Raw genomic sequence first — 18,452 nt, 5'->3', positions numbered from 1 at the left:
AGCATGGACACTATGACCACCCCGGCAGTGCCCGCCCCCCGTACCCAGGTGACCCGCAAGGATGTTGCCCGGTACGCCGGGGTGAGCACCGCCGTCGTCAGTTACGTGGTCAATGGTGGGCCCAAGAAGGTTGCGCCGGCCACGGAGGCCAAGGTCCAGGACGCCATTCGCCTGCTTGGCTACCGGCCGAACGCCGCAGCCCGTGCGCTCAAGCTCGGCTCAACGGAGACAATAGGCCTGATCGTCCCCGATAACAGCAACCCCTTCTTCTCAATGCTGGCCCATGCAGTGGAGGACGCGGCGGCAGAGCTGGGCTTCGCGCTGTTCCTGACGAATTCGGACGGCAACCTCGCCAAGGAGCGGAGGAACATCCGCAACCTGGCCGCCAGACAAGTGGATGGCGTGGTGCTGGCGAGTGTGCTGCTGGATCCGGATCTGACTGACCTGCAGGCTGCGGAGATACCGTCCGTGCTGCTCAGCCACAGCGAGAGGTCCGCAGGCTTCACCACTGTGGGTGTGGACCTGGCCGAAGGAGCCCGCACGGCGGTGGAGCACCTTATCTGGCACGGCCACACCAATATCGGCCTGGCCATGGGTACCACCACCGGCAATGAAGGGGATGCACGTGAATATGGGTGGCTGCAGGCCCTCAAGGACGCCGGTCTGGCGGAAGGGCCCATAGCGCGCAGCGAGTTCACCCGCGTCGGCGGTTACGCGGCCGGCAAGCGCCTCCTGGGGACGGGCAACCGGCCCACTGCCATCTTTGCCAGCTCCGATATGCAGGCAATCGGCATTATCCGTGCCCTTTACGAAGCGGGACTGTCAGTGCCCGGCGACGTGGCACTGGCATCTTTCGACGGCTCGCTGGAGGCGGAGTATTCGTGGCCGGCGCTAACCACTGTGGAACAGCCGGTGCGGGCAATGGCGGAGGCCGCGGTGCGCGCGCTCGTCGGCGCTGACCGTGCCGAACCCGCGCAGCACCGCATCTTCCCGACGCGACTGCTGGTCAGGCAATCCTGCGGCTGCGGCTGAGGGAAGTTCAGGCGGAGTTCCCTCAGCCGCAGGCCGCAGCCGGGATGGCAACCTAAACGAGCCGCAACCTGCTCACCCGGTCCCGGAGAATCCGCTGGGCCTCGCCGGAAAGGCCCGAATCGCTGATCACCTCGTCTGTTTCCTCGAGTTCGGCGATGGTACTGATGCCCTGGGTGCCCCACTTCGTGTGGTCCGCGAGGACCACCACCTTTCGTGATGCGGCCACAAAGGCCCGGTCGGTTTCGGCCTCGAGCAGGTTGGGGGTGGTGAAGCCGGCCTCGGCGTCCATGCCGTGCACGCCGAGGAACAACAGGTCCAGGTGCAGCTGCCTGAGCGCTGCCGTGGCGATGGGCCCCACCAGGGCGTCCGACGGCGTGCGTTCGCCTCCGACCAGGATCACGGTGGAGCTGTAGCGTGCGGCACCGGACACGGGTCCATGATGAAAGAGGTCGGCGATCCGGATGGAGTTGGTCACCACCGTTATGCGCGGCCCGTTCACGAGTTCCTTGGCCAGGGCCCACGTTGTGGTGCCGGCGCTGAGGGCCACGGCCATGCCCTCCTGCACCAGTGTTGCGGCCTCCACGGCAATGGCCCGTTTCTGGGCAGTCAGCTGCGTGGACTTCAGTTCGAAGCCGGGCTCGTGCGTGCTGGCGTCGCCGGGCAGCTTGGCGCCGCCGTGAATGCGCTCCACCTGCCCGCTTTCCTCGAGCATTTCGATGTCCCGCCGCACAGTCATGAGGGACACGCCCAGCTGCTGGGCCAGATCTGAAACCCGGACCACCCGCTCTCGCTGGACTGCGTCCACTATGGACTGGTGACGGGCGGCGGGAAGCATCAGGAACCTCTCAATCGGGGAAAGCGGCAAGCGCGACTGCTAGTGCCCATCTTCGCCTACCCCTTGCTGGAACCAAGAGTCAGGCCCGCAACAAACTGCCGCTGCAGGAGCAGGTAGACGATCAGCGTCGGTATCACAGTGATCACGGCTCCGGCCGCCAGGAGGTTGTAGTTGTTCAGGAACTCGCCCTGGAGGTTGTTGATGGCCGTGGTGACGGGAAGCCGGTCCCCGCTCTGGATGAAAATGAGCGGCCAGAAGTAGTCGTTGTAGATGAAGATGACTTCCAGCGTGCCGAGGGCAGCGAAGGCCGGGCGGCACAGCGGCATGATGATCTCCCGGTACTGCCGCCAGATTCCTGCCCCGTCCACGAGCGCAGCCTCGGTCAGGTCAGCGGACAAGGCTTTCATGTAATTCGACAACACAAACGTGCAGAAGCCCATCTGGAACGCAGTGTTCACAGCAATGACCACGATGTAGGTGTTGAGCATGTTGCCGGAGTCGCTGAAGGCATACGGCACCTCGAAATGCTTGGCCATCTCGAACAGCGGTGCCGCCAGCACCTGGGGCGGCAGCAGGTTGCCGGCGGTGAACATGATGAGGAGCGTGACGTTGAACTTCCAGCTCACCCGGCTCACGGCGAAAGCCATCATGGACGCCAGGAACAGGACCAGCAGCACGGCCGGAACGGAGATGATCACCGAGTTCCAGAAGTACTTGGCAAAGCCGCCCTGCGTCCAGGCCTGGACGAAGTTGTCGAAGTTGAAGTCCCCGGCAAAGCTGAAGTAGCCGTGTTCATTGGTCGAGGCGATGGGCCGCAGGGCCGTGAAGAGCGCCCATCCCAGCGGGACGAGCCACATAACGGCCATGGCCGAGAGGAAGATGTGCGTGCCGTAATGGCGTTTCGGCTTGCTGCCGGAACGGTGCGCCTCCGCAGCTGGAAGGCCTGCGCGGGTGGCTGTGGTGCTCATGCTTTGTTCTCCTTGCCGAAGGTGCGGCTGAGGTAGAAGACGATCGGGACGAGGGAAATGACCAGCAGAACGACGGCGAGGGCCGATCCGACGCCGATCACCTGCCCCTCGCCCACGAGGTTCTGGATCACCAGGGCACTGATGAGCTCGAGGCCGTTGGTGCCGCGGTTGATGACGTAGACAACATCGAAGGCCCGCAGCGATTCAATAATGGTGATCACGACGATCACGATGTTGATGGGCCGCATGGCAGGGAAGACGACGCGGAAGAACGTCTGGCCCGCATTGGCCCCGTCGATGGCTGCTGCCTCCTTGAGGGTGGGGTCGACACCTTTGAGGCCAGCCAGGTAGAGCAGCATGACGTAGCCGGCATGCCGCCATGTGGCCGCGATCAGGGCCGCCCAGATGTTCACGGAGGAATCACCGAACCAGTCAACTGCTTGCGGAGTGCCCGACGTGCCCAGCACGAAGTTCAGCAGGCCGTTGTCCCGCTGGTAGAAGAGCTGCCAGATGATGCCGATCAGTGCAAGGGAGAGCATCACCGGAGCGAAGAAAATGCTCTGGTAGATCTTGCTTCCGCGGATCTTCTGATCAAGCAGAACTGCCAGCAACAGTCCCAGCGGTGTGGCCACCAGCGCCAGGAAACCCAGCCAGAGCACGTTGTGCTGCATGGCGGGCCAGAACGGCGGGTAGTCCTGGGAGATGTACTGGTAGTTCGCGGCGCCGGCCGGCCGGATGTCCGTCAGTGCCAGGCCGTTCCAGCGGGTGAAGCTGAGACCGATCGACAACAGGGTGGGCAGCCAGATGAACACCAGCTGGATGAGTGTGGGAATGCCGACCATGAGGGTCAGGACGATTTTGTCGCGCCGGGATAGCCTGCGGACCTTGCCGCTCCTGACCCGTTTGGCCGGCGCCCCGGACGGTGCCCTGGATTCCGATGGAACCAGGTCTCTTGCTGTAGTGCTCATGGGAGTCCCCGACCTGCTATTGGGCTGCGTACAGCGTCTTGGCCTGGGCCTCAAGGTTTTTGACGTCCATCTTGCCGTCCTTAATGAAGGTCTGCAGGGCGGGGATCATCACGTTGTTGGCCATGGCGGGAAGGGCGTCGCGGTCGAAGAACTGGCTGATGGACTTCGCGTTGGCGATGGTCTCGGCACATTTCTTGTTAAGGTCGGTGAAGTTGGAAGCGTCGGTGCCCTTCGCCGTGGCGATGTTGGATGAATCCACCGCGGCATAGGCGTCCTGGGCCTCGGCCGTGCCCATGAACTCCATGAACTGGCGCGCCGCAGAGTTCTCGCCGCCCTTCTTGGACAGCAGTAAACCATCGATGGGGGCCTCGACGGCGTCCCGGCCCTCGGCGGCGATCTCAGGGAACGGGAAGAAATCGATATCCTTCAGCACGGCGGGATCCGTGAACTGCTGGGTGACGAAGGACCCGAGCAGGTACATGCCGGTCTTCTTGGCTGCCAGGGCCTTGGCGGCGTCCTGCCAGGTCTGGCCCAGTGCGGCCGGATCCTGGAACGGCAGGAGCGCGGACCAGGTGTCGAAGACATCGATCACCTTCTTCTGATCCCAGGATTCCTTGTGCGAGCAGAGGTCCACATGGAATTGGTAGCCGTTGAGGCGCATGTTGATGTAGTCGAACGTGCCCATGGCCGGCCAGCCGTCCTTGTCAGCGAAGCCGATGGGGATGATGCCGTCCGCCTTCATCTTGGTGGCGAGGGCCTTCAGGGCATCAAAAGTCGCCGGCACCTCGTAGCCCTTCTCCGCCCAAAGGCTCTTCCGGTAGAAGAAACCCCACGGGTAGTTGTAGTTGGGAACGAAGTACATCTTGCCGTCCGGGCCGGTGGAGGCTTTCTTCAGGGCATCCGAGAAGTTGGCGCCGATCTTTTCCCACACGTCGTCCACGGGAGCGAGGAGGCCCTTGCTTGCGTAGAACTGCATCCGGTAGCCGGCGAACCACGTGAAGGTATCGTCCGGTGAGCCCTGGAGGTAGGAATTGATCTTGTTCTGGAAATCGTTGTGCGGCACCACGTTCGTGGAGACTTTCTTGCCGGTCTTCTTAGTAAAGGCCTCCGCGACCGCTTCGTAAGCCTTCTTGGGCACCTCATCCGAGGAACCTGATCCGAAGGTGAGCCCTGACGATTCCGTGCCTCCGCTGGAGGGGCCGCTGCCCCCGGTGCAGGCGGCCAGGAACGGAATGCCCGCCACTCCGGCAGCTCCGACTCCCATGGTTTTGAGGATTGTGCGCCGGCCCGGGCCGGCGGCTGCGGACTGCTCCGGATGTGCTGCCATGATCTCTCCTTTGAAATTCAGCTGCGTGTGAGACACCTCACATACGACCGACTATAACCTCTCAAAAGGGAACAGGAAAGATCGGAAAACAACATTCGTGTTCTCGCAAAACCAGCAGGGCCTGTCCGCCGGTGCGGACAGGCCCTGCAAGTGCGGATTTGTGACTATTTCTTCAGCGAAGCCGCGATCTGGGCCATGACGGTGTTGTCGGCCAGGGTGGTGGCGTCGCCGGCGTCGCGGCCTTCGGCGACGTCCTTGAGGAGGCGGCGCATGATCTTGCCGGACCGGGTCTTGGGCAGTTCGGGGACCACGAGAATGGTTTTGGGTTTGGCGATCGGGCCGATCTCCTTGCCGACATGATTGCGGAGATCCTGGATGATTTCCTCACCTGTGTCCACGGCGTCGCCGCGGAGGATCACGAACGCGACGACCGCCTGGCCGGTTGTTTCGTCGGCGGCTCCAACGACGGCGGCCTCCGCCACCGCGGCGTGGCTCACCAGGGCGGATTCGATTTCAGTGGTGGAGAGCCGGTGCCCGGAGATGTTCATGACGTCGTCCACCCGGCCCAGGAGCCAGATGTCGCCGTCCTCGTCCTTCTTGGCGCCGTCGCCGGCGAAGTACATGGTCTCGAAGCGGGACCAGTAGGTTTCCTTGAACCGCTCGGGGTCTCCCCAGATGCCGCGGAGCATGGCCGGCCAGGGTTCGCGGATCACCAGGAAGCCGCCGTGGCCGTCGGGCACCGAGACGCCGTTTTCGTCCACAACGTCCACTGCGATGCCGGGCAACGGCACCTGGGCGGAGCCCGGTTTGGTGGCCGTGACTCCCGGGAGCGGGGCGATCATCTGGGCGCCGGTTTCGGTCTGCCACCAGGTGTCCACAATGGGTGCGGGGTTTTGCTTGCCGCCGTTTCCGCCGATGACGTCGCGGTACCACATCCACGCTTCGGGGTTGATGGGTTCACCCACGGAGCCCAGGACCCGGATGGAGGAGAGGTCGTACTTGTCCGGGATGTCCCGGCCCCACTTCATGAAGGTCCGGATCGCGGTGGGAGCGGTGTAGAGGATGGAGACCTTGTACTTCTCGATGATCTCCCACCAGCGGCCCTGGTGCGGGGAGTCCGGGGTGCCCTCGTACATGACCTGGGTGGCGCCGTTGATGAGCGGGGCGTAGGCGACGTAGGAGTGGCCGGTGACCCATCCGACGTCGGCCGTGCACCAGTACACGTCCGTTGCCGGGTGCAGGTCGAAGACCGCCCTGTGCGTGTACGCGGTCTGGGTGAGGAAGCCGCCGGTGGTGTGCAGGATGCCCTTGGGCTTGCCGGTGGTGCCGGAGGTGTACAGGATGAACAAAGGGTGCTCGGAGTCATGCCCGACGGCGGTGTGCTCGGCGGAGGCGGCCCCGACGGTGTCGGCCCACCAGTGGTCCCGGCCTTCGTGCCAGTCCACATCCTGGCCGTTGCGCTTGACCACCACTACGTTCTGCACGCTGTGCCCGTCTGCGGACAACGCCTCATCCACGGCGGACTTCAGGGCGCTGGGCTTTCCGCGCCGGTACGTGCCGTCCGCGGTCACCACGAGCTTGGCCTCGGCATCCTCGATGCGGGACCGCAGCGCGTCGGCGGAGAAGCCGCCGAACACCACCGAGTGAACAGCACCGATCCGGGCGCAGGCCAGCAGCGTGATCACAGCCTCGGGGATCATCGGCAGGTACACGGCCACACGGTCACCCTTGGCCACCCCGAGGGACTCGAAGGCGTTCGCGGCCTTCTTGACCTCCTCGGTCAGTTCGGCATAGGTGTAGGTGCGGGTGTCGCCGGGCTCGCCCTCGAAGTAGATCGCGACCCGGTCGCCCAGGCCGTTCTCGACGTGCCGGTCCAGGGCGTTGTACGCGGCGTTGACCTCACCGCCGACGAACCACTTGGCGAACGGCGGATTGGACCAGTCAAGCGTTTCGGTGAAGTCTTTGCTCCACGTCAGCAACTCACGTGCCTGCTTCGCCCAAAAAGCGGGGCGGTCGGCATTCGCCTCCGCATAGACTTCCGCGCCAACAACGGCGTTCGCGACGAAGTCCTCGGAGGGGGCAAACTTACGGTTCTCATGCAGCAGGTTTTCGAGAGCGTCGCCCTGCTGGCTGGCGGTGGAAGCCGTAGCCGTCGAGCCGGGAGTGTCCTGGGACATGGTGAACCTCATCATTCGTAGATCTTTGCCGCGCGGCTGCGCCGTCATCGCCGCACCCAGCCGCGGAGCGCGGCAACGGGCGGCGGCCGATCACGGACGTACCGCAAAGAGCTGTTCCGAAATCAGCCTAGCGCTTCCTGCTGTGCCAACGTGTGCCGCGTCACAAAGTGAACAGTGAGCGGTGCAGATTTAGCGACGAGTGGTCCCCTCGCGGTCATTCCGCAGGCACCCCGCCGCGGCCCGTCAGCTAGTGATCATCCATGCACTTGGCTAGGCTGAGAAGGACTCGTGACAAAGGTCGGAGGCAGCCTGGCCGCTTAAGGTCCGGCCCGCCGGCCGTTAGGTGTCGCCCTGCATTGACAGCCGCTCGGGTGCCGCCACGCTAAGGAGAACAGTATGAATCAGCAAAGCCACGACCAGCCGGGTCTGGCCCAGCCGGGTCCAGCCCAGCGCGACCCGGGTCATCAGGGCTCTGCCCAACAGGCTCCCGCCCAAAATGGTGGAGTGGACCAGAGAGATTCACAACAGAGGGATTCCCAGCGGGGCGGGGCGCTGGATGCGGGCCACGGCTCCCACTCGGTGAAGCCACAGGGCGGGCAGCCGGCCGGAAACGCATCATTCCAGTCGAACGCCGGCGCCGGTGGCAAGCGGACCGGAGCCAAGAACGAGGCAGTCGCAGGTCCCTTCACTGTCCGCGACCTGACCGTTTTCGCGGCCACATTGGTTCTCTTTGTCGCATCGCTGATTCCGATGTTCGCCTTGAGGTACAACCTGTGGAACCTCGGCAGCCTGTTTTTCCTCGGCCTCGGGATCGTCCTGCCGCTCATCGTGGCGGCGCTGTTCGTCGCCCGCCGCCTGGCCCCTGAGACCAAGGTGCGGATCGGCTCGCTGTCTATCGACCAGTTCGGCTCCGTGGTGGCTTCGTTTGCCGTTGCCTTCTTCTTCCTTTCAATTGCCGGCGCTTTCACACCCAGCCTGCTCGTTGCCCTGATCGGTTCCCTCGTGCTGCTCGCCGCCACGGTGTTGGCCCGCTTCATCCCCTTCTTCGCCGGCGACTTCCTGGACCGCGCCGAAGTTCCCGCCCATGTCATGGCCCGGGAATCCGCCGTTCCGGTGCAGAAACCCAGGGCACCCAAGGCCCCGAAGCCGGCCAAGCCGTCTCATGTCAAGCCGTCTGACGCAAAGCCTTTTGATGCTAAGCCGTCTGTGCAGGGTTCTTCGGTACAGGGCTCGTCCGCGCAGGGCTCTTCAGTACAGGGCCCTTCAGCACAGGGCCCGACGGCGGGCAGCCAGTACGCGGCTGGCCAGACTTTCGGTGCGCCTCCTGTGTCGGGATCGCATGTGACAGGGTCGCAGGACACGGGAACAGCCGCCGGAGTGTCGGCAGCCCCGTCGCCGGGCGCATGGTCTGCCACCAACGCCGCCGCAGAGTCCCCGGAAACGCAAGCCGCCGCCGTCGTGCCTTCCGCCGCAGGGTCCGCCGAAACGCAAGCCGCCGCCGTCGTGCCGTCCGCCGCCGAGCGTCCCGCAGCCACGGAAGCGGCATCGCCGGCTGCCGAAGAGACCCAGCTGGACGGAACTCCGGTCAATGGAGCTCTGGCCACCGGCTCGGCTCCAGCAGCCGGTGCGGCGGCCGCCGCGAGCGCGGCGCCGGCGGCCTCTGCCACTCCGGCCACCGCTGTGCATCCGCAGGTGAAGGCTCAGGAACCGGTGAAATCACAGGAGCCGATCGGCGCCACCGTGGATCCGGCCAGCCGTCCCGAGGAAACGGAGCAGCCGCCTGCCCACGAGGCTTTCTGGTTCGCAGTAGCGCAGCACCGCACGGCCGTGGATGAGCGCACCGGTGCACCGCTGTTCGGGATCGAACCCGGCGGCTGGGTTCTGGCGCTTGAGGACAGGGGAGACGAATTCCTGGTCCAGCACACGGACGGGCGCGTGGGAGTCTTGCGTGACCTCAGCAACATCGAGCGCGGCTAGCCGGCCGCCCGTGGCCACCGCCAAGTCGCCCCGGGGCGACGCCCATAGGAGCGGCGTTCCTGCCCCGGCAAATATTCCTGCCGAGGCATATACGGGCGGGCCGTCGCTGGTCGGGGACCCCGCTGTGGGAAGTGTGCAGCCCGGGTCCCCGCTGGGCGGCGCCCCGGCGGCTGGCGCCGGTCAGCCCTCCGGCGGGTCTGCGCTGGCGCTGAAGCGGCGGGCACGGCGGATCAACCGGGCGCTCGCGGAGCAGTATCCCTACGCCCATGCGGAGCTTGATTTCCGGAGTCCGTTTGAGCTGCTCGTGGCCACGGTACTCTCTGCCCAGACCACCGATGTGACGGTCAACCTCATCACACCGCTGCTCTTTGCCCGTTATCCGGACGCACGCAGCATGGCCGAGGCCGATCCCGAGGAGCTTGAGGCCATCATCAAGCCGACAGGCTTCTTCCGGGCCAAGTCGAGGAACCTCATGGCACTGGGGACGCGACTGGTGGATGAATTCGACGGCGTGGTGCCGGGCAGGATCGAGGATCTGGTGACGCTTCCCGGCGTCGGTCGCAAGACCGCCAACGTGGTGCTGGGGAACGCCTTCGGCATCCCGGGCATTACGGTGGACACGCACTTCGGCCGCCTCGCGCGGCGCTTCGGCTGGACTGACTCCGACGATCCCGTGCGCATCGAATCGGATGTTGCCGAACTCTTCGAGCCCAAGGACTGGACCATGCTGTCGCACCGGGTGGTGTTCCACGGCCGGCGGGTCTGCCATTCGCGGAAGCCGGCCTGCGGTGCCTGCGCGGTGGCGAACTGGTGTCCGAGCTTCGGCATGGGCGAGACGGATCCGGTGAAGGCGGCGAAGCTGCTCAAGTACGAGCTTGCCCCCGGCAACGAAGAGCTCTTGGGGAAGCTACTGGCTGAGACGCACCGTGCAGCCGAAATCCGGATGGAATCGCAGCGGAGGGCCCCGTGACCGCACGCCAGGACTTGGTGGACCTGGTTGATTCGATCAGCGCCGGGACCGGACCGGCCCGCAATCCCTACTGGCGGACACTGACAGTCGACCCCTCGGTGGCGCGCAAAGCCGCGGTGCTGATCCTGTTCGGTGCACTGGATGACGTTCCGGCGGAGTCAGGAAAACCGCTGGCCCCCGCAGATTTGGATGTCCTGCTCCTTGAACGGGCGCACACCCTGGATGACCATCCCGGGCAGGTCGCGTTTCCGGGAGGCGGCATCGACCCGGACGAGTCGCCGATTGCTGCGGCTCTCCGTGAGGCTGAGGAGGAGACCGGTGTGGACCCTGGCGGAGTTGAGGTGCTGGGCGCGCTGCCGGAGTTGGCGCTGCCCCGGGGCAACTACCTCGTGACGCCCGTCCTTGGCTGGTGGGCCTCACCGTCTCCGGTCCGGGTGGTGGACTACGGAGAGTCTGCCCAGGTTTTCCGCGTTCCGGTGCGGGACCTTCTTGATCCGGAAAACCGTGCCATGGCCACCGTCACGCGGATGAGCCAGACGTTCCAGAGCCCGGCGTTCACCGTTAAGGACGTTGTGGTCTGGGGGTTCACCGGCATGATCCTGAATGAGCTCTTTGACCAGCTGGGCTGGTCGGTTCCCTGGGACCGGACGCGGCTGCACCCGCTGATGCTGTAGCTCGTTCGATGACTGAAACCGAGCCTGGGCGTACGCTGGGATGCCGGTGCAGCCGGCCCTGTCCGGGTTCTGCTAGCTCTGGCGGTGCGGCTTCCGCAGGTCCACCACGAGCCCCGTTGCGGCGTTCTCCCGCATCGCGTCGATGCCTGCCACGACGCCTGAAAGGCTCCTGAACCGCGGTGACACCGCCACGATGTTGCCGTCTCCGTCTTTGAGCCGGAACTTGTAGAACTTCTCGTCGTCCTGATGTACTTCAAATCTGCCCGCCACTGGCTGGACCCCCTGATGATGCTTCGTTGCACTTGCCGGGCCAACTAACTGCCACTGCCCGGTCACTTCAGGGTAGTGTGACGCGCCACACGGACGCGAACTACCCGCGGGTACGTTACTCACTGAAACGATCCGTTCCGGTGCAGTCACCGTGTGACTTTGGTTCCCACCGCAGACAGGCTAATGTCCGCCGTTGAGGCCCGGCGACAAGATCTCCACACCGCCGGTGGCCGCCGGCACCCGCCTTATTTCGCGTTGTCGTACGAGTCCACCACCGCCACACTCACCGGGAACTCCACCGGAATCCGGCCGAAGAGAAGCTCCTTCGCGGCGTTGGCGGCGTCCTCTACGGCACGGATGCAGCTGTCCACAGCGGCGTCCGGGGCATGGACCATGACTTCGTCGTGGAGGAAGAAGACGAGCTCAGCGGAAGCGGAGCCGTCGGCACGCATGGCGCGCAACCGGCGTCGTAATTCCGCAAGCCAGCAGGCTGCCCAGTCGGCCGCGGAGCCCTGCACCACGAAGTTGCGGGTGAACCGGCCGCGTGAGCGGGCAATCGAGTCCGCCCGGCGCTGCTCCTCAGCGGTGGTCGACTGCTGGCTCCGGAACCACCCCTCTGACGGCGGCGGGCTGCTGCGGCCCAAACGCGATGTGACAGTCTTCCCTGCCTCCCCGGCGCGGGCGGCCTGTTCCACGAAGCCGACGGCACGCGGATAGGTGCGCGCCAGCTGCGGCATGAGCCTGCCGGCCTCGCCAGAGGTGGCGCCGTACATGGCTCCGAGCAGGGCCATCTTGGCCTTTGCGCGGTCGCCGCCGAATCCCTTTGCCGCGATGCCCGCGTAGAGGTCCTGGTCGCGGGCCGCTTCAGCCATCGTGGAATCCTGTGAAAGAGCCACGAGAACGCGCGGCTCCAGCTGCGAGGCGTCCGCGACGATCAGCTTGTGGCCCGGGTCGGCGTGTACCGCGCCGCGGATTTGCCGCGGGATCTGCAGGGCACCGCCGCCGCGCGACGCCCACCTGCCGGACACCACACCGCCCACCACGTACTCGGGCTGGAAGCGCCCGTTCCTGACCCAGGCGTCCAGCCACGTCCAGCCGTTGGCTGTGTGCAGCCGCGAGAGTTTCTTGTAGGCCAGCAGGGGCTCGATGGCGGGATGGTTCGACTCCTTCAGCTCCCACTGCCTGGTCGATTTCACCTCGATGCCGTTCCGGTGCAGGGCACGCATGAGCTCCTGGGGCGAATCCGGGTTCAGGCCGGGGGAGTTCAGCAGCCGGCGGAGCTCGGTGTTGAGCGCCTCCAGCTTGGCGGGGCGTTGGCCGGCCGGCGGCCGCGGACCGAGGTAGTCGGCGAGGATCCGTTCGTGCAGCTCTTCCCTCCACGGCACGCCCGCGTGCTGCATCTCGGCCGCGATCATGGCACCCGCCGATTCCGCTGCGAGCAGGAGCTGTAGCCGCTGCCTTCGGTTTCCGTCCTCGCTGGCGGCAGCCACGGCTTCCTGCTGGGCCGCGTACTCGGCACGCAATTCTTCGGCGGTGTGCCGCGGTTCAGCGCTCATGCCGGGATCGTCGAAGAGCGCCCCCTGGTCTGACGGAGGAGGCGGCGGCTGAAGCGCCCGCGGGGGTTGCTGGAGGTCGTCGTCCTGCGTCAGCTTCTCCGCGTTCTGTGCATACGACGTGTGGGCGGTGAACTCCGAATGCGCCAGGATGGCGCCGCACAGCGCGAGGTCGTAGCACCGTTCCAGCTCAACGCCGGCACCCAGCAGCGCCGGATACCAGTCCTGCGTGCGGTGCCAGATCCATCGTGGGCGCCGCTTTTCGAGTTCACGTACGACGGCGGCGAGCCCGGTTGCGCTGTTGGCCCCGGCGGGGCTCCCGGCTGTGTCCGGCCGGGCGGGCATACCGTCGGGCCGTGGGCCGACGTGGTGGGTCATGTTGTCGCGGTCCGCGGTGCGGCTGACGATTCGTGGTTCCGGGTTGCGCGGATTCGGCAGCCCGCCGGCGGTGAGTTCCTGTATCACCGCGCCGTCGGGGTGGGCGGCCAGCAACAGATACATGGATCAATTCTGCCCTGAGTTTGACCCTCTTCCGTGCTGCGGTGCGTATTCGCGTTCCCTGGGCTGATTCGTGGCTGCTTCGTGGCTGCTTTGGGGGGCTGCTTCGTGGCTGCTTTGGGATGCCCTTGGTGGGTCCTTGGCTGGACCGGTCGTTGGTGCGGCATCACTCCCCGTACTGCGACTTTTCCTCCACAGGGCTCGCGCCGCGGAGTTGTCCACATACGGCCATCCACGACTGCCCTGCGGCACTGCTCCCAGCCAGAGTTGCTCCATGAGCAGGCATCACGCACGGAACCAGGGAGCTCCATCTGAACCGGACACCGCACTGCCGGCCGCGCAGGCGGACGTTGGCTGGGAGGACGGCCCGCCAGGACTGCCCCTCGACGACACGGCCGATTCGGCGGAGCGGCGGCCAACTTTCGCTCCGGAGCGCCCGGCCAGTATGACGCCGGTTCCCTCTGCGCCCCGGTTTTCAAGACCTGGGCGGGCTTCGGCGCAGCCCCCCGGACGTGCCGCGCGACTGCGTTACCCGGGCGACACGCCGGGCGCATGGCTCCCCGTCGAAGCTGAGGAGGTGCTGCTGGTAACCGCCTTTGAATTTCTCCAGGGGGAGGTGGAGCGGATCGTGGCGGCGGCAGGGGGACGGCTGCGCGTCGTCGCCGGCGTCTCGGAGGCTGCACCGTACTGGGATTCAGCGGCAGCCGTCTTGGTAGGAAGCGACATCCGTGAGCTGCCCCCGCGGCGCCGGGCGCCCGCCGTGCTGGTGGGCCTGAGCGGAGAGGGGGACAGCCTGTGGCACCTTGGTGCGGTTTTGGGCGCACAGCGCGTGGCGGTTCTTCCCGACGCGGCGGCCTGGCTCGCAGAGTACCTCAGTCGTTCACGCTCACCGGAGGCAGGAGGGCTGGTTCTGGGCGTCACCGGCGGGTGCGGGGGCGCGGGCGCCACCACCGCCGGCATCTGGATCGCGCAGGCCGCCGCCGGAATTGGCGCACGGGTCTTGCTCGTGGATGCAGACCCCTGGGGCGGGGGACTCGAGCTTGCCCTGGCAGCGGAGGAATCGCCGGGGCTCCGCTGGCCGGACCTGGCGGATGCCAGCGGCAGCATCGACCCTGGCCAGCTTGCGGATGCGTTGCCTATGGCTGGAGGTTTCTCCTTCCTGTCCTGGCCGGGAAGCAGGGAAAGGCCGCCTGTCGTGGATTCGGCCACTGTGGGCGGAGTGCTGGACGCCGCGAGGCGGGGCTACGAGCTCGTCATCGTGGACATCGGCAGAAATGTCGAACCCCTGCGGACGTTTGCCTGGGACTGCGACCGACTGCTCGTGGTGGTTCCGGCCCAGCTGAAGGCCGCTGTCGCCTGTGCCCGGCTCCTTCAGGAGCTTCCGCCGGTGGATTCAGCGCTCGTGATCCGGGGCAAAGCCGGGGCTGCCCTGGACGGAACCCTGATCGCTGAGTCTGTGGGGCTCCCGCTGCATGGTGTCATGCCGGAAGTGCGCGGCACCGCCGGCGCCGCCGAGCTTGGCCGCCTGCTGGAACAGGGCAAGCGGAGGAGCGTCCGGCGATTCGCCGCCTCAGTCTTGGACCTACTTGATGGTGAACTGATGGCCGGGGACGCCCAGTGAGCGCGCATTCAAGTGCCCCTGGGGCTGGTGCCCATTTCGGTCCCGGGAGTGGAGGGGCGATGCCCGGGCACCCGGAAGCCGGAGGCCGACGGCGAGCGGCCAGGGAATTTGATTCGGGACTGCTCGAGACTGTGCGCGAGTCCGTCATGGCCGACGCTGGGCCGGTGACGCCGTCTCGCGTTGCCGCCGCGGTGCAGGCGACCGGAAAACTGCTTGGCACGGCTGGATCCCTGGCGGCAGTTGAACGGATCAGCGCCGAGCTGAACGGTCTCGGTCCGCTTCAGCAGCTGGTCAGGGATCCTTCCGTCACCGACATCTTCGTCAACGCGCCGGATTCCGTATGGCTCGACCGCGGCAGGGGCATTGAACGGGCGCCGGTAGCCTTCGCCGGCGAACCCCAGCTCCGGGCCCTGGCGTCCCGGCTGGTTGCGGCTGGCGGCCGGCGCCTGGATGATGGCTCACCGTGCGTGGATGTACGGCTCGACGGCGGCTACCGCATCCACGCTGTCCTGCCGCCGATCTCCACCGCCGGAACACTCCTGAGCGTGCGGATCCGTCGCGAACGCGTCTTTTCCCTGGACGAACTCAGGCGCGGGGGGATGTTCGGGCCGCTGATCCAGTCTGTTTTGGAACAGATGGTGGAGCGACGGCTGAGCTTCCTGATCAGCGGGGCGACGGGTTCGGGAAAGACCACTCTGCTGTCCACCCTGCTGGGACTTTGCGATCCAGGTGAGCGGCTGGTTCTGATCGAGGATGCCTCGGAGCTGAACCCGGTTCACCCGCACGTTGTGTCGCTTGAGTCGCGGCACGGCAACCTCGAGGGCGGCGGCGAAGTGGACCTGGGCGAACTCGTGCGCCAGGCGCTGAGAATGCGGCCCGACCGGCTGGTGGTGGGGGAATGCCGTGGCGCAGAAGTGCGGGAGCTTCTGACAGCCATGAACACCGGCCACACCGGCGGCGGAGGGACGATCCATGCCAATGCCGCCGGCGCTGTGCCTGCCCGACTCACTGCTTTGGGAGCCTTGGCGGGGCTGGGGCAAGACGCCGTACGGCTGCAGGTCTCCAGCGCTCTGGACGTAGTGGTACACGTCGCGAGAACCCGGGAAGGGCGTCACGTGGCCTGCATCGGGGTGCTGCAGGAGACAGCTGGCAGTCTTGGCGTTTCCGCAGCCATCGAGAATGCCGGCGGGCGGCTCGTCGTTGGACCGGCGTGGGCGATGCTGGCCCACCGCCTCGGCATCGATCCGGAGCTGGCCCTTGGACAGACACAGCCTACGGTCCTGGATCTTGCTCAGGCTTCTGCTCCGGCAACCGCCCACACTTTAGACGGCACCCAGCCGACGGACACCGAGCAGGTACGCGAGTGGATCCGGGGACCTGCCGGTGCTGCGGCATGATTGCCGTACTCGTTGGAGTGCTGGCTCTTGCCCTGTGGTTGATCCTGCGTCCCCCGCGCGGCCTGAGTCGCCGTGTCCGGAGGGCCTTCGCTGGGGGTGTCACCCGCGGCAGCGGCGCGTCCTCGAGCCGTGACCCCGGAGCTTCCCGAAGGCCAGCGGGACCTTTGCTCGGCGCCGGTGCTGGCCTTGACCAGAAGCACCGGCGCAGGGGCAAATGGCGCGGTGCCGGCGGAGGCCAGAACCACCGTGGTGCTTCGCTATTGGGCGGCGCAGGCAGCGCAGGCCGCGGTCGGACGGACGCGGCCGTGTCGCTCACTGTGGTGGTCCAGCAGCTTGCGGCACTGCTGAAAGGCGGGCGGACACCGTCGCGCCTCTGGGACGAGTTGTGGGTGGTTTACGCAGAACCTGACGGGTTGGACAGGAAATCCGACGGGCCACGGCTGAGCCCCGGATCGGCGAGAGTCCTCGCGGCGGCCCGCGGGGCAGCAATGCGGGGATCCCCGGTCGCGGAAGCAATACGTCTCGCGGTACCGTCGTCTGTCCACGCAGCGGGCAGCCACGAACCGCGGATCTGGGCGGAGCTGGCGGCCTGCTTCGATATCGCCGAGGCCAGTGGCTGTCCATTGGCGGACGTCCTGACCCGCTTCGCGGCACAACTCGAGGTTGAAGACGACGCAGAGGCTGCCCGCCAGACCGCCCTCGCAGGTCCTAAAGCGACAGTCACTTTGTTGACCTGGCTTCCCCTGCTCGGACTCGGGCTGGGGATCTGCCTCGGCGTCGATCCCTTGGCGATGCTGGTGGGGACACCCCTTGGCGTGAGCGCATTTGTCGCGGGGACCGTACTCACCGTTGCAGGCCGGATCTGGTCTGCCAGGCTGGTCCGGGCAGCGGCCGGAACGGCAGTGTCATGACGGCGCCGCGGCTTGACGACGCCGTCGCGTTGATTGGTCGGGGAATTGGCACGGACGCCGATGCCGGCCCAGTGACAGGACCGCTGGAGTGACGGGGCTACGGACATGACGGGGCCGATGCTTTCCGCCGTGCTGATGGCCGCGCTGCTGGCTTTCGCCGCTGCGCTCGCCTTAACGGGCCACTCACGCGCGCGAAGACGGCTGCTCTCCAAGGTCGGGGTGTTGCTGGACGGCGAGAGATCCCATGAGAGCTCGGGAAGGACGAGTTTTTCAGGGCCGGAGCCCGGTCTGCGTGACACGGCGATGATGCTTGAACTGATCGCCGCCATGCTCGATGCGGGATCAGGAATCGGACGGTCCCTGGAGCTTGTGGCGGCAGCTGCCTCCGCGGAGTACAGCAGGTCCCTGAGGCCTGTGGTTGCAGCCTTGGCCATCGGGGCGGATTGGGAGACGTCGTGGCGGAGCTCAGAGGGGCATTCAGCGGAGATACTGGCACTTCGCGACGCCTTGGGGTTTTCCGCGCTGACCGGCGCGCCGTCTTCCGCGATCCTTTACGCCCAGGCTGCCAGGATGCGGCGTGAGAGGTTCCGGTCCGCTGAAAAACGCGCAGCGTCCCTCAGCGTCAAGCTCGTGATCCCCCTTGGTCTGTGCTCCCTCCCGGCATTCATCTGTCTGGGAGTGGTCCCGGTGTTGCTCGCGCTGGTGCCCTCGGGAACGTGAGTGCCTGCTCGCGCTGGTGCCCTCGGGAACGTGAGTGCCTGCTCGCGCTGGTGCCCTCGGGAACTTGCGCGCCTGCGTTTCCCGCCGGACACTTTCCCTCCGCTGGACACTTTCCCTCCGCCGGACACTTTCCCTCCACAAGGTGGCCCGGCCACCGCTTTTCCACTTAGGCCAATTTCTCACTTACCGGCCGGCCCGCCACCCGGAACAGTCGGAGTAGCCGGCAAGACCGCCGGCCAAGCAGAAAGGAAGACTTATGTCCCTGAATCAAAACAATCTCGGCGGATCCCAGCCTGCACGTCAGGAAGGCAACGAGGCCGGGGTCCGGGAAATTTACCCTGGAGCCAGCGCAGCGCCCCGGGTGAAGATGCGCCCGCGGCGGCGCCTGATGGGCTCGGATGCCGGAATGGCGACGGCGGAGTACGCCATAGCCACGCTGGCCGCAGTCGGATTCGCCGGGCTTCTGGTGTTCATCCTGCGCAGCGACGAAGTCCGCGGTTTCCTGCTCAACCTGATCCGCACGGCGCTGGCCTTGCCGTGAGCCTCCTGCCGCA

16 protein-coding genes are annotated in these 18,452 nt (G+C 66.2%); 9 read left to right on the top strand and 7 right to left on the bottom strand.

Features of this window, described 5'->3' with window-relative positions; translation table 11 throughout:
* Window positions 1-12: 12 nt before the first annotated feature.
* Window positions 13-1,032, top strand: a complete 1,020-nt coding sequence (locus AC1DDG_RS16945; RefSeq protein ID WP_476876949.1) for a LacI family DNA-binding transcriptional regulator — start codon at window positions 13-15, stop codon at window positions 1,030-1,032.
* A gap of 52 nt (window positions 1,033-1,084) precedes the next feature.
* On the opposite strand, the gene AC1DDG_RS16940 is transcribed toward AC1DDG_RS16945, so the two are convergent.
* The 5 genes from AC1DDG_RS16940 to acs all read right to left on the bottom strand — a co-directional run bounded on the left by AC1DDG_RS16940 (window position 1,085) and on the right by acs (window position 7,307).
* Window positions 1,085-1,867, bottom strand: coding sequence for a DeoR/GlpR family DNA-binding transcription regulator (locus AC1DDG_RS16940; protein ID WP_476876948.1), 783 nt, complete (start codon window positions 1,865-1,867; stop codon window positions 1,085-1,087).
* 56 nt (window positions 1,868-1,923) lie between these two features.
* Window positions 1,924-2,835: a carbohydrate ABC transporter permease gene (locus AC1DDG_RS16935; RefSeq protein ID WP_230119359.1), complete on the bottom strand. Its 912-nt coding sequence runs from the start codon at window positions 2,833-2,835 to the stop codon at window positions 1,924-1,926.
* Complete coding sequence (locus AC1DDG_RS16930) at window positions 2,832-3,803, bottom strand: carbohydrate ABC transporter permease (protein ID WP_476876947.1); 972 nt, start codon at window positions 3,801-3,803, stop codon at window positions 2,832-2,834. The genes AC1DDG_RS16935 and AC1DDG_RS16930 overlap by 4 nt, the downstream gene beginning before the upstream one ends.
* A 16-nt stretch (window positions 3,804-3,819) precedes the next feature.
* On the bottom strand, window positions 3,820-5,130 hold the full coding sequence (locus AC1DDG_RS16925) for an ABC transporter substrate-binding protein (protein WP_476876946.1): 1,311 nt from the start codon (window positions 5,128-5,130) through the stop codon (window positions 3,820-3,822).
* Window positions 5,131-5,294: 164 nt separating this feature from the next.
* Window positions 5,295-7,307: an acetate--CoA ligase gene (acs, locus tag AC1DDG_RS16920; RefSeq protein WP_476876961.1), complete on the bottom strand. Its 2,013-nt coding sequence runs from the start codon at window positions 7,305-7,307 to the stop codon at window positions 5,295-5,297.
* A 396-nt stretch (window positions 7,308-7,703) separates the two neighbouring features.
* On the opposite strand from acs, the gene AC1DDG_RS16915 reads away from it, so the two are divergent.
* From AC1DDG_RS16915 to AC1DDG_RS16905, 3 genes are all read left to right on the top strand, one after another.
* Window positions 7,704-9,284, top strand: a complete 1,581-nt coding sequence (locus AC1DDG_RS16915) for a hypothetical protein (RefSeq protein WP_476876945.1) — start codon at window positions 7,704-7,706, stop codon at window positions 9,282-9,284.
* A 151-nt stretch (window positions 9,285-9,435) separates the two neighbouring features.
* On the top strand, window positions 9,436-10,254 hold the full coding sequence (gene nth / locus AC1DDG_RS16910) for an endonuclease III (RefSeq protein ID WP_476876960.1): 819 nt from the start codon (window positions 9,436-9,438) through the stop codon (window positions 10,252-10,254).
* Window positions 10,251-10,928 carry an NUDIX hydrolase gene (locus AC1DDG_RS16905; protein ID WP_476876944.1) on the top strand — a complete coding sequence of 226 codons (678 nt, stop codon included), beginning with the start codon at window positions 10,251-10,253 and terminating at the stop codon, window positions 10,926-10,928. Before nth ends, AC1DDG_RS16905 begins: the two co-directional genes overlap by 4 nt.
* 72 nt (window positions 10,929-11,000) lie before the next feature.
* Here AC1DDG_RS16905 and AC1DDG_RS16900 read toward each other — a convergent pair whose 3' ends face one another.
* Both AC1DDG_RS16900 and AC1DDG_RS16895 read right to left on the bottom strand, forming a co-directional pair.
* Entirely contained in the window at window positions 11,001-11,198 is a 198-nt protein-coding gene (locus AC1DDG_RS16900) for a YegP family protein (protein ID WP_476876943.1), read from the bottom strand.
* Between the two features lie 245 nt (window positions 11,199-11,443).
* Window positions 11,444-13,252 (bottom strand): bifunctional 3'-5' exonuclease/DNA polymerase, encoded by a 1,809-nt coding sequence (locus tag AC1DDG_RS16895; protein ID WP_476876942.1) that lies wholly within the window; start codon window positions 13,250-13,252, stop codon window positions 11,444-11,446.
* A 271-nt stretch (window positions 13,253-13,523) separates the two neighbouring features.
* Between AC1DDG_RS16895 and ssd the strand changes: the two genes are divergently transcribed.
* The 5 genes from ssd (at window position 13,524) to AC1DDG_RS16870 (ending at window position 18,439) form a co-directional block, all read left to right on the top strand.
* Window positions 13,524-14,870 (top strand): septum site-determining protein Ssd, encoded by a 1,347-nt coding sequence (ssd, locus tag AC1DDG_RS16890; protein WP_476876941.1) that lies wholly within the window; start codon window positions 13,524-13,526, stop codon window positions 14,868-14,870.
* 59 nt (window positions 14,871-14,929) lie between these two features.
* Window positions 14,930-16,267, top strand: coding sequence for a TadA family conjugal transfer-associated ATPase (locus tag AC1DDG_RS16885; RefSeq protein WP_476876940.1), 1,338 nt, complete (start codon window positions 14,930-14,932; stop codon window positions 16,265-16,267).
* A complete protein-coding gene (locus AC1DDG_RS16880; RefSeq protein ID WP_476876939.1) occupies window positions 16,264-17,178 on the top strand; it encodes a hypothetical protein in 915 nt (304 codons plus the stop codon). The genes AC1DDG_RS16885 and AC1DDG_RS16880 overlap by 4 nt, the downstream gene beginning before the upstream one ends.
* 105 nt (window positions 17,179-17,283) lie before the next feature.
* The gene (locus AC1DDG_RS16875) at window positions 17,284-17,898 is read left to right on the top strand and encodes a type II secretion system F family protein (RefSeq protein WP_476876938.1); all 615 of its coding nucleotides are present in this window, start codon (window positions 17,284-17,286) and stop codon (window positions 17,896-17,898) included.
* Window positions 17,899-18,154: 256 nt separating this feature from the next.
* Entirely contained in the window at window positions 18,155-18,439 is a 285-nt protein-coding gene (locus AC1DDG_RS16870) for a DUF4244 domain-containing protein (RefSeq protein WP_476876937.1), read from the top strand.
* Window positions 18,440-18,452 lie beyond the last annotated feature (13 nt).

Source organism: Arthrobacter sp. 10L430 (assembly GCF_056395245.1).
The sequence above is the reverse complement of the archived record's forward strand: the minus strand, read 5'-3'. Positions and strand labels throughout refer to the sequence as shown.

Coding starts and splice junctions, on each gene's coding strand:
- AC1DDG_RS16885 (WP_476876940.1), top strand. CDS start 14,930: ATGCCCGGGCACCCGGAAGCCGGAGGCCGACGGCGAGCGGCCAGGGAA.
- AC1DDG_RS16940 (WP_476876948.1), bottom strand. CDS start 1,867: ATGCTTCCCGCCGCCCGTCACCAGTCCATAGTGGACGCAGTCCAGCGA.
- AC1DDG_RS16930 (WP_476876947.1), bottom strand. CDS start 3,803: ATGAGCACTACAGCAAGAGACCTGGTTCCATCGGAATCCAGGGCACCG.
- AC1DDG_RS16945 (WP_476876949.1), top strand. CDS start 13: ATGACCACCCCGGCAGTGCCCGCCCCCCGTACCCAGGTGACCCGCAAG.
- AC1DDG_RS16935 (WP_230119359.1), bottom strand. CDS start 2,835: ATGAGCACCACAGCCACCCGCGCAGGCCTTCCAGCTGCGGAGGCGCAC.
- ssd (WP_476876941.1), top strand. CDS start 13,524: ATGAGCAGGCATCACGCACGGAACCAGGGAGCTCCATCTGAACCGGAC.
- AC1DDG_RS16870 (WP_476876937.1), top strand. CDS start 18,155: ATGTCCCTGAATCAAAACAATCTCGGCGGATCCCAGCCTGCACGTCAG.
- AC1DDG_RS16875 (WP_476876938.1), top strand. CDS start 17,284: ATGACGGGGCCGATGCTTTCCGCCGTGCTGATGGCCGCGCTGCTGGCT.
- AC1DDG_RS16880 (WP_476876939.1), top strand. CDS start 16,264: ATGATTGCCGTACTCGTTGGAGTGCTGGCTCTTGCCCTGTGGTTGATC.
- AC1DDG_RS16915 (WP_476876945.1), top strand. CDS start 7,704: ATGAATCAGCAAAGCCACGACCAGCCGGGTCTGGCCCAGCCGGGTCCA.
- AC1DDG_RS16895 (WP_476876942.1), bottom strand. CDS start 13,252: ATGTATCTGTTGCTGGCCGCCCACCCCGACGGCGCGGTGATACAGGAA.
- acs (WP_476876961.1), bottom strand. CDS start 7,307: ATGTCCCAGGACACTCCCGGCTCGACGGCTACGGCTTCCACCGCCAGC.
- AC1DDG_RS16925 (WP_476876946.1), bottom strand. CDS start 5,130: ATGGCAGCACATCCGGAGCAGTCCGCAGCCGCCGGCCCGGGCCGGCGC.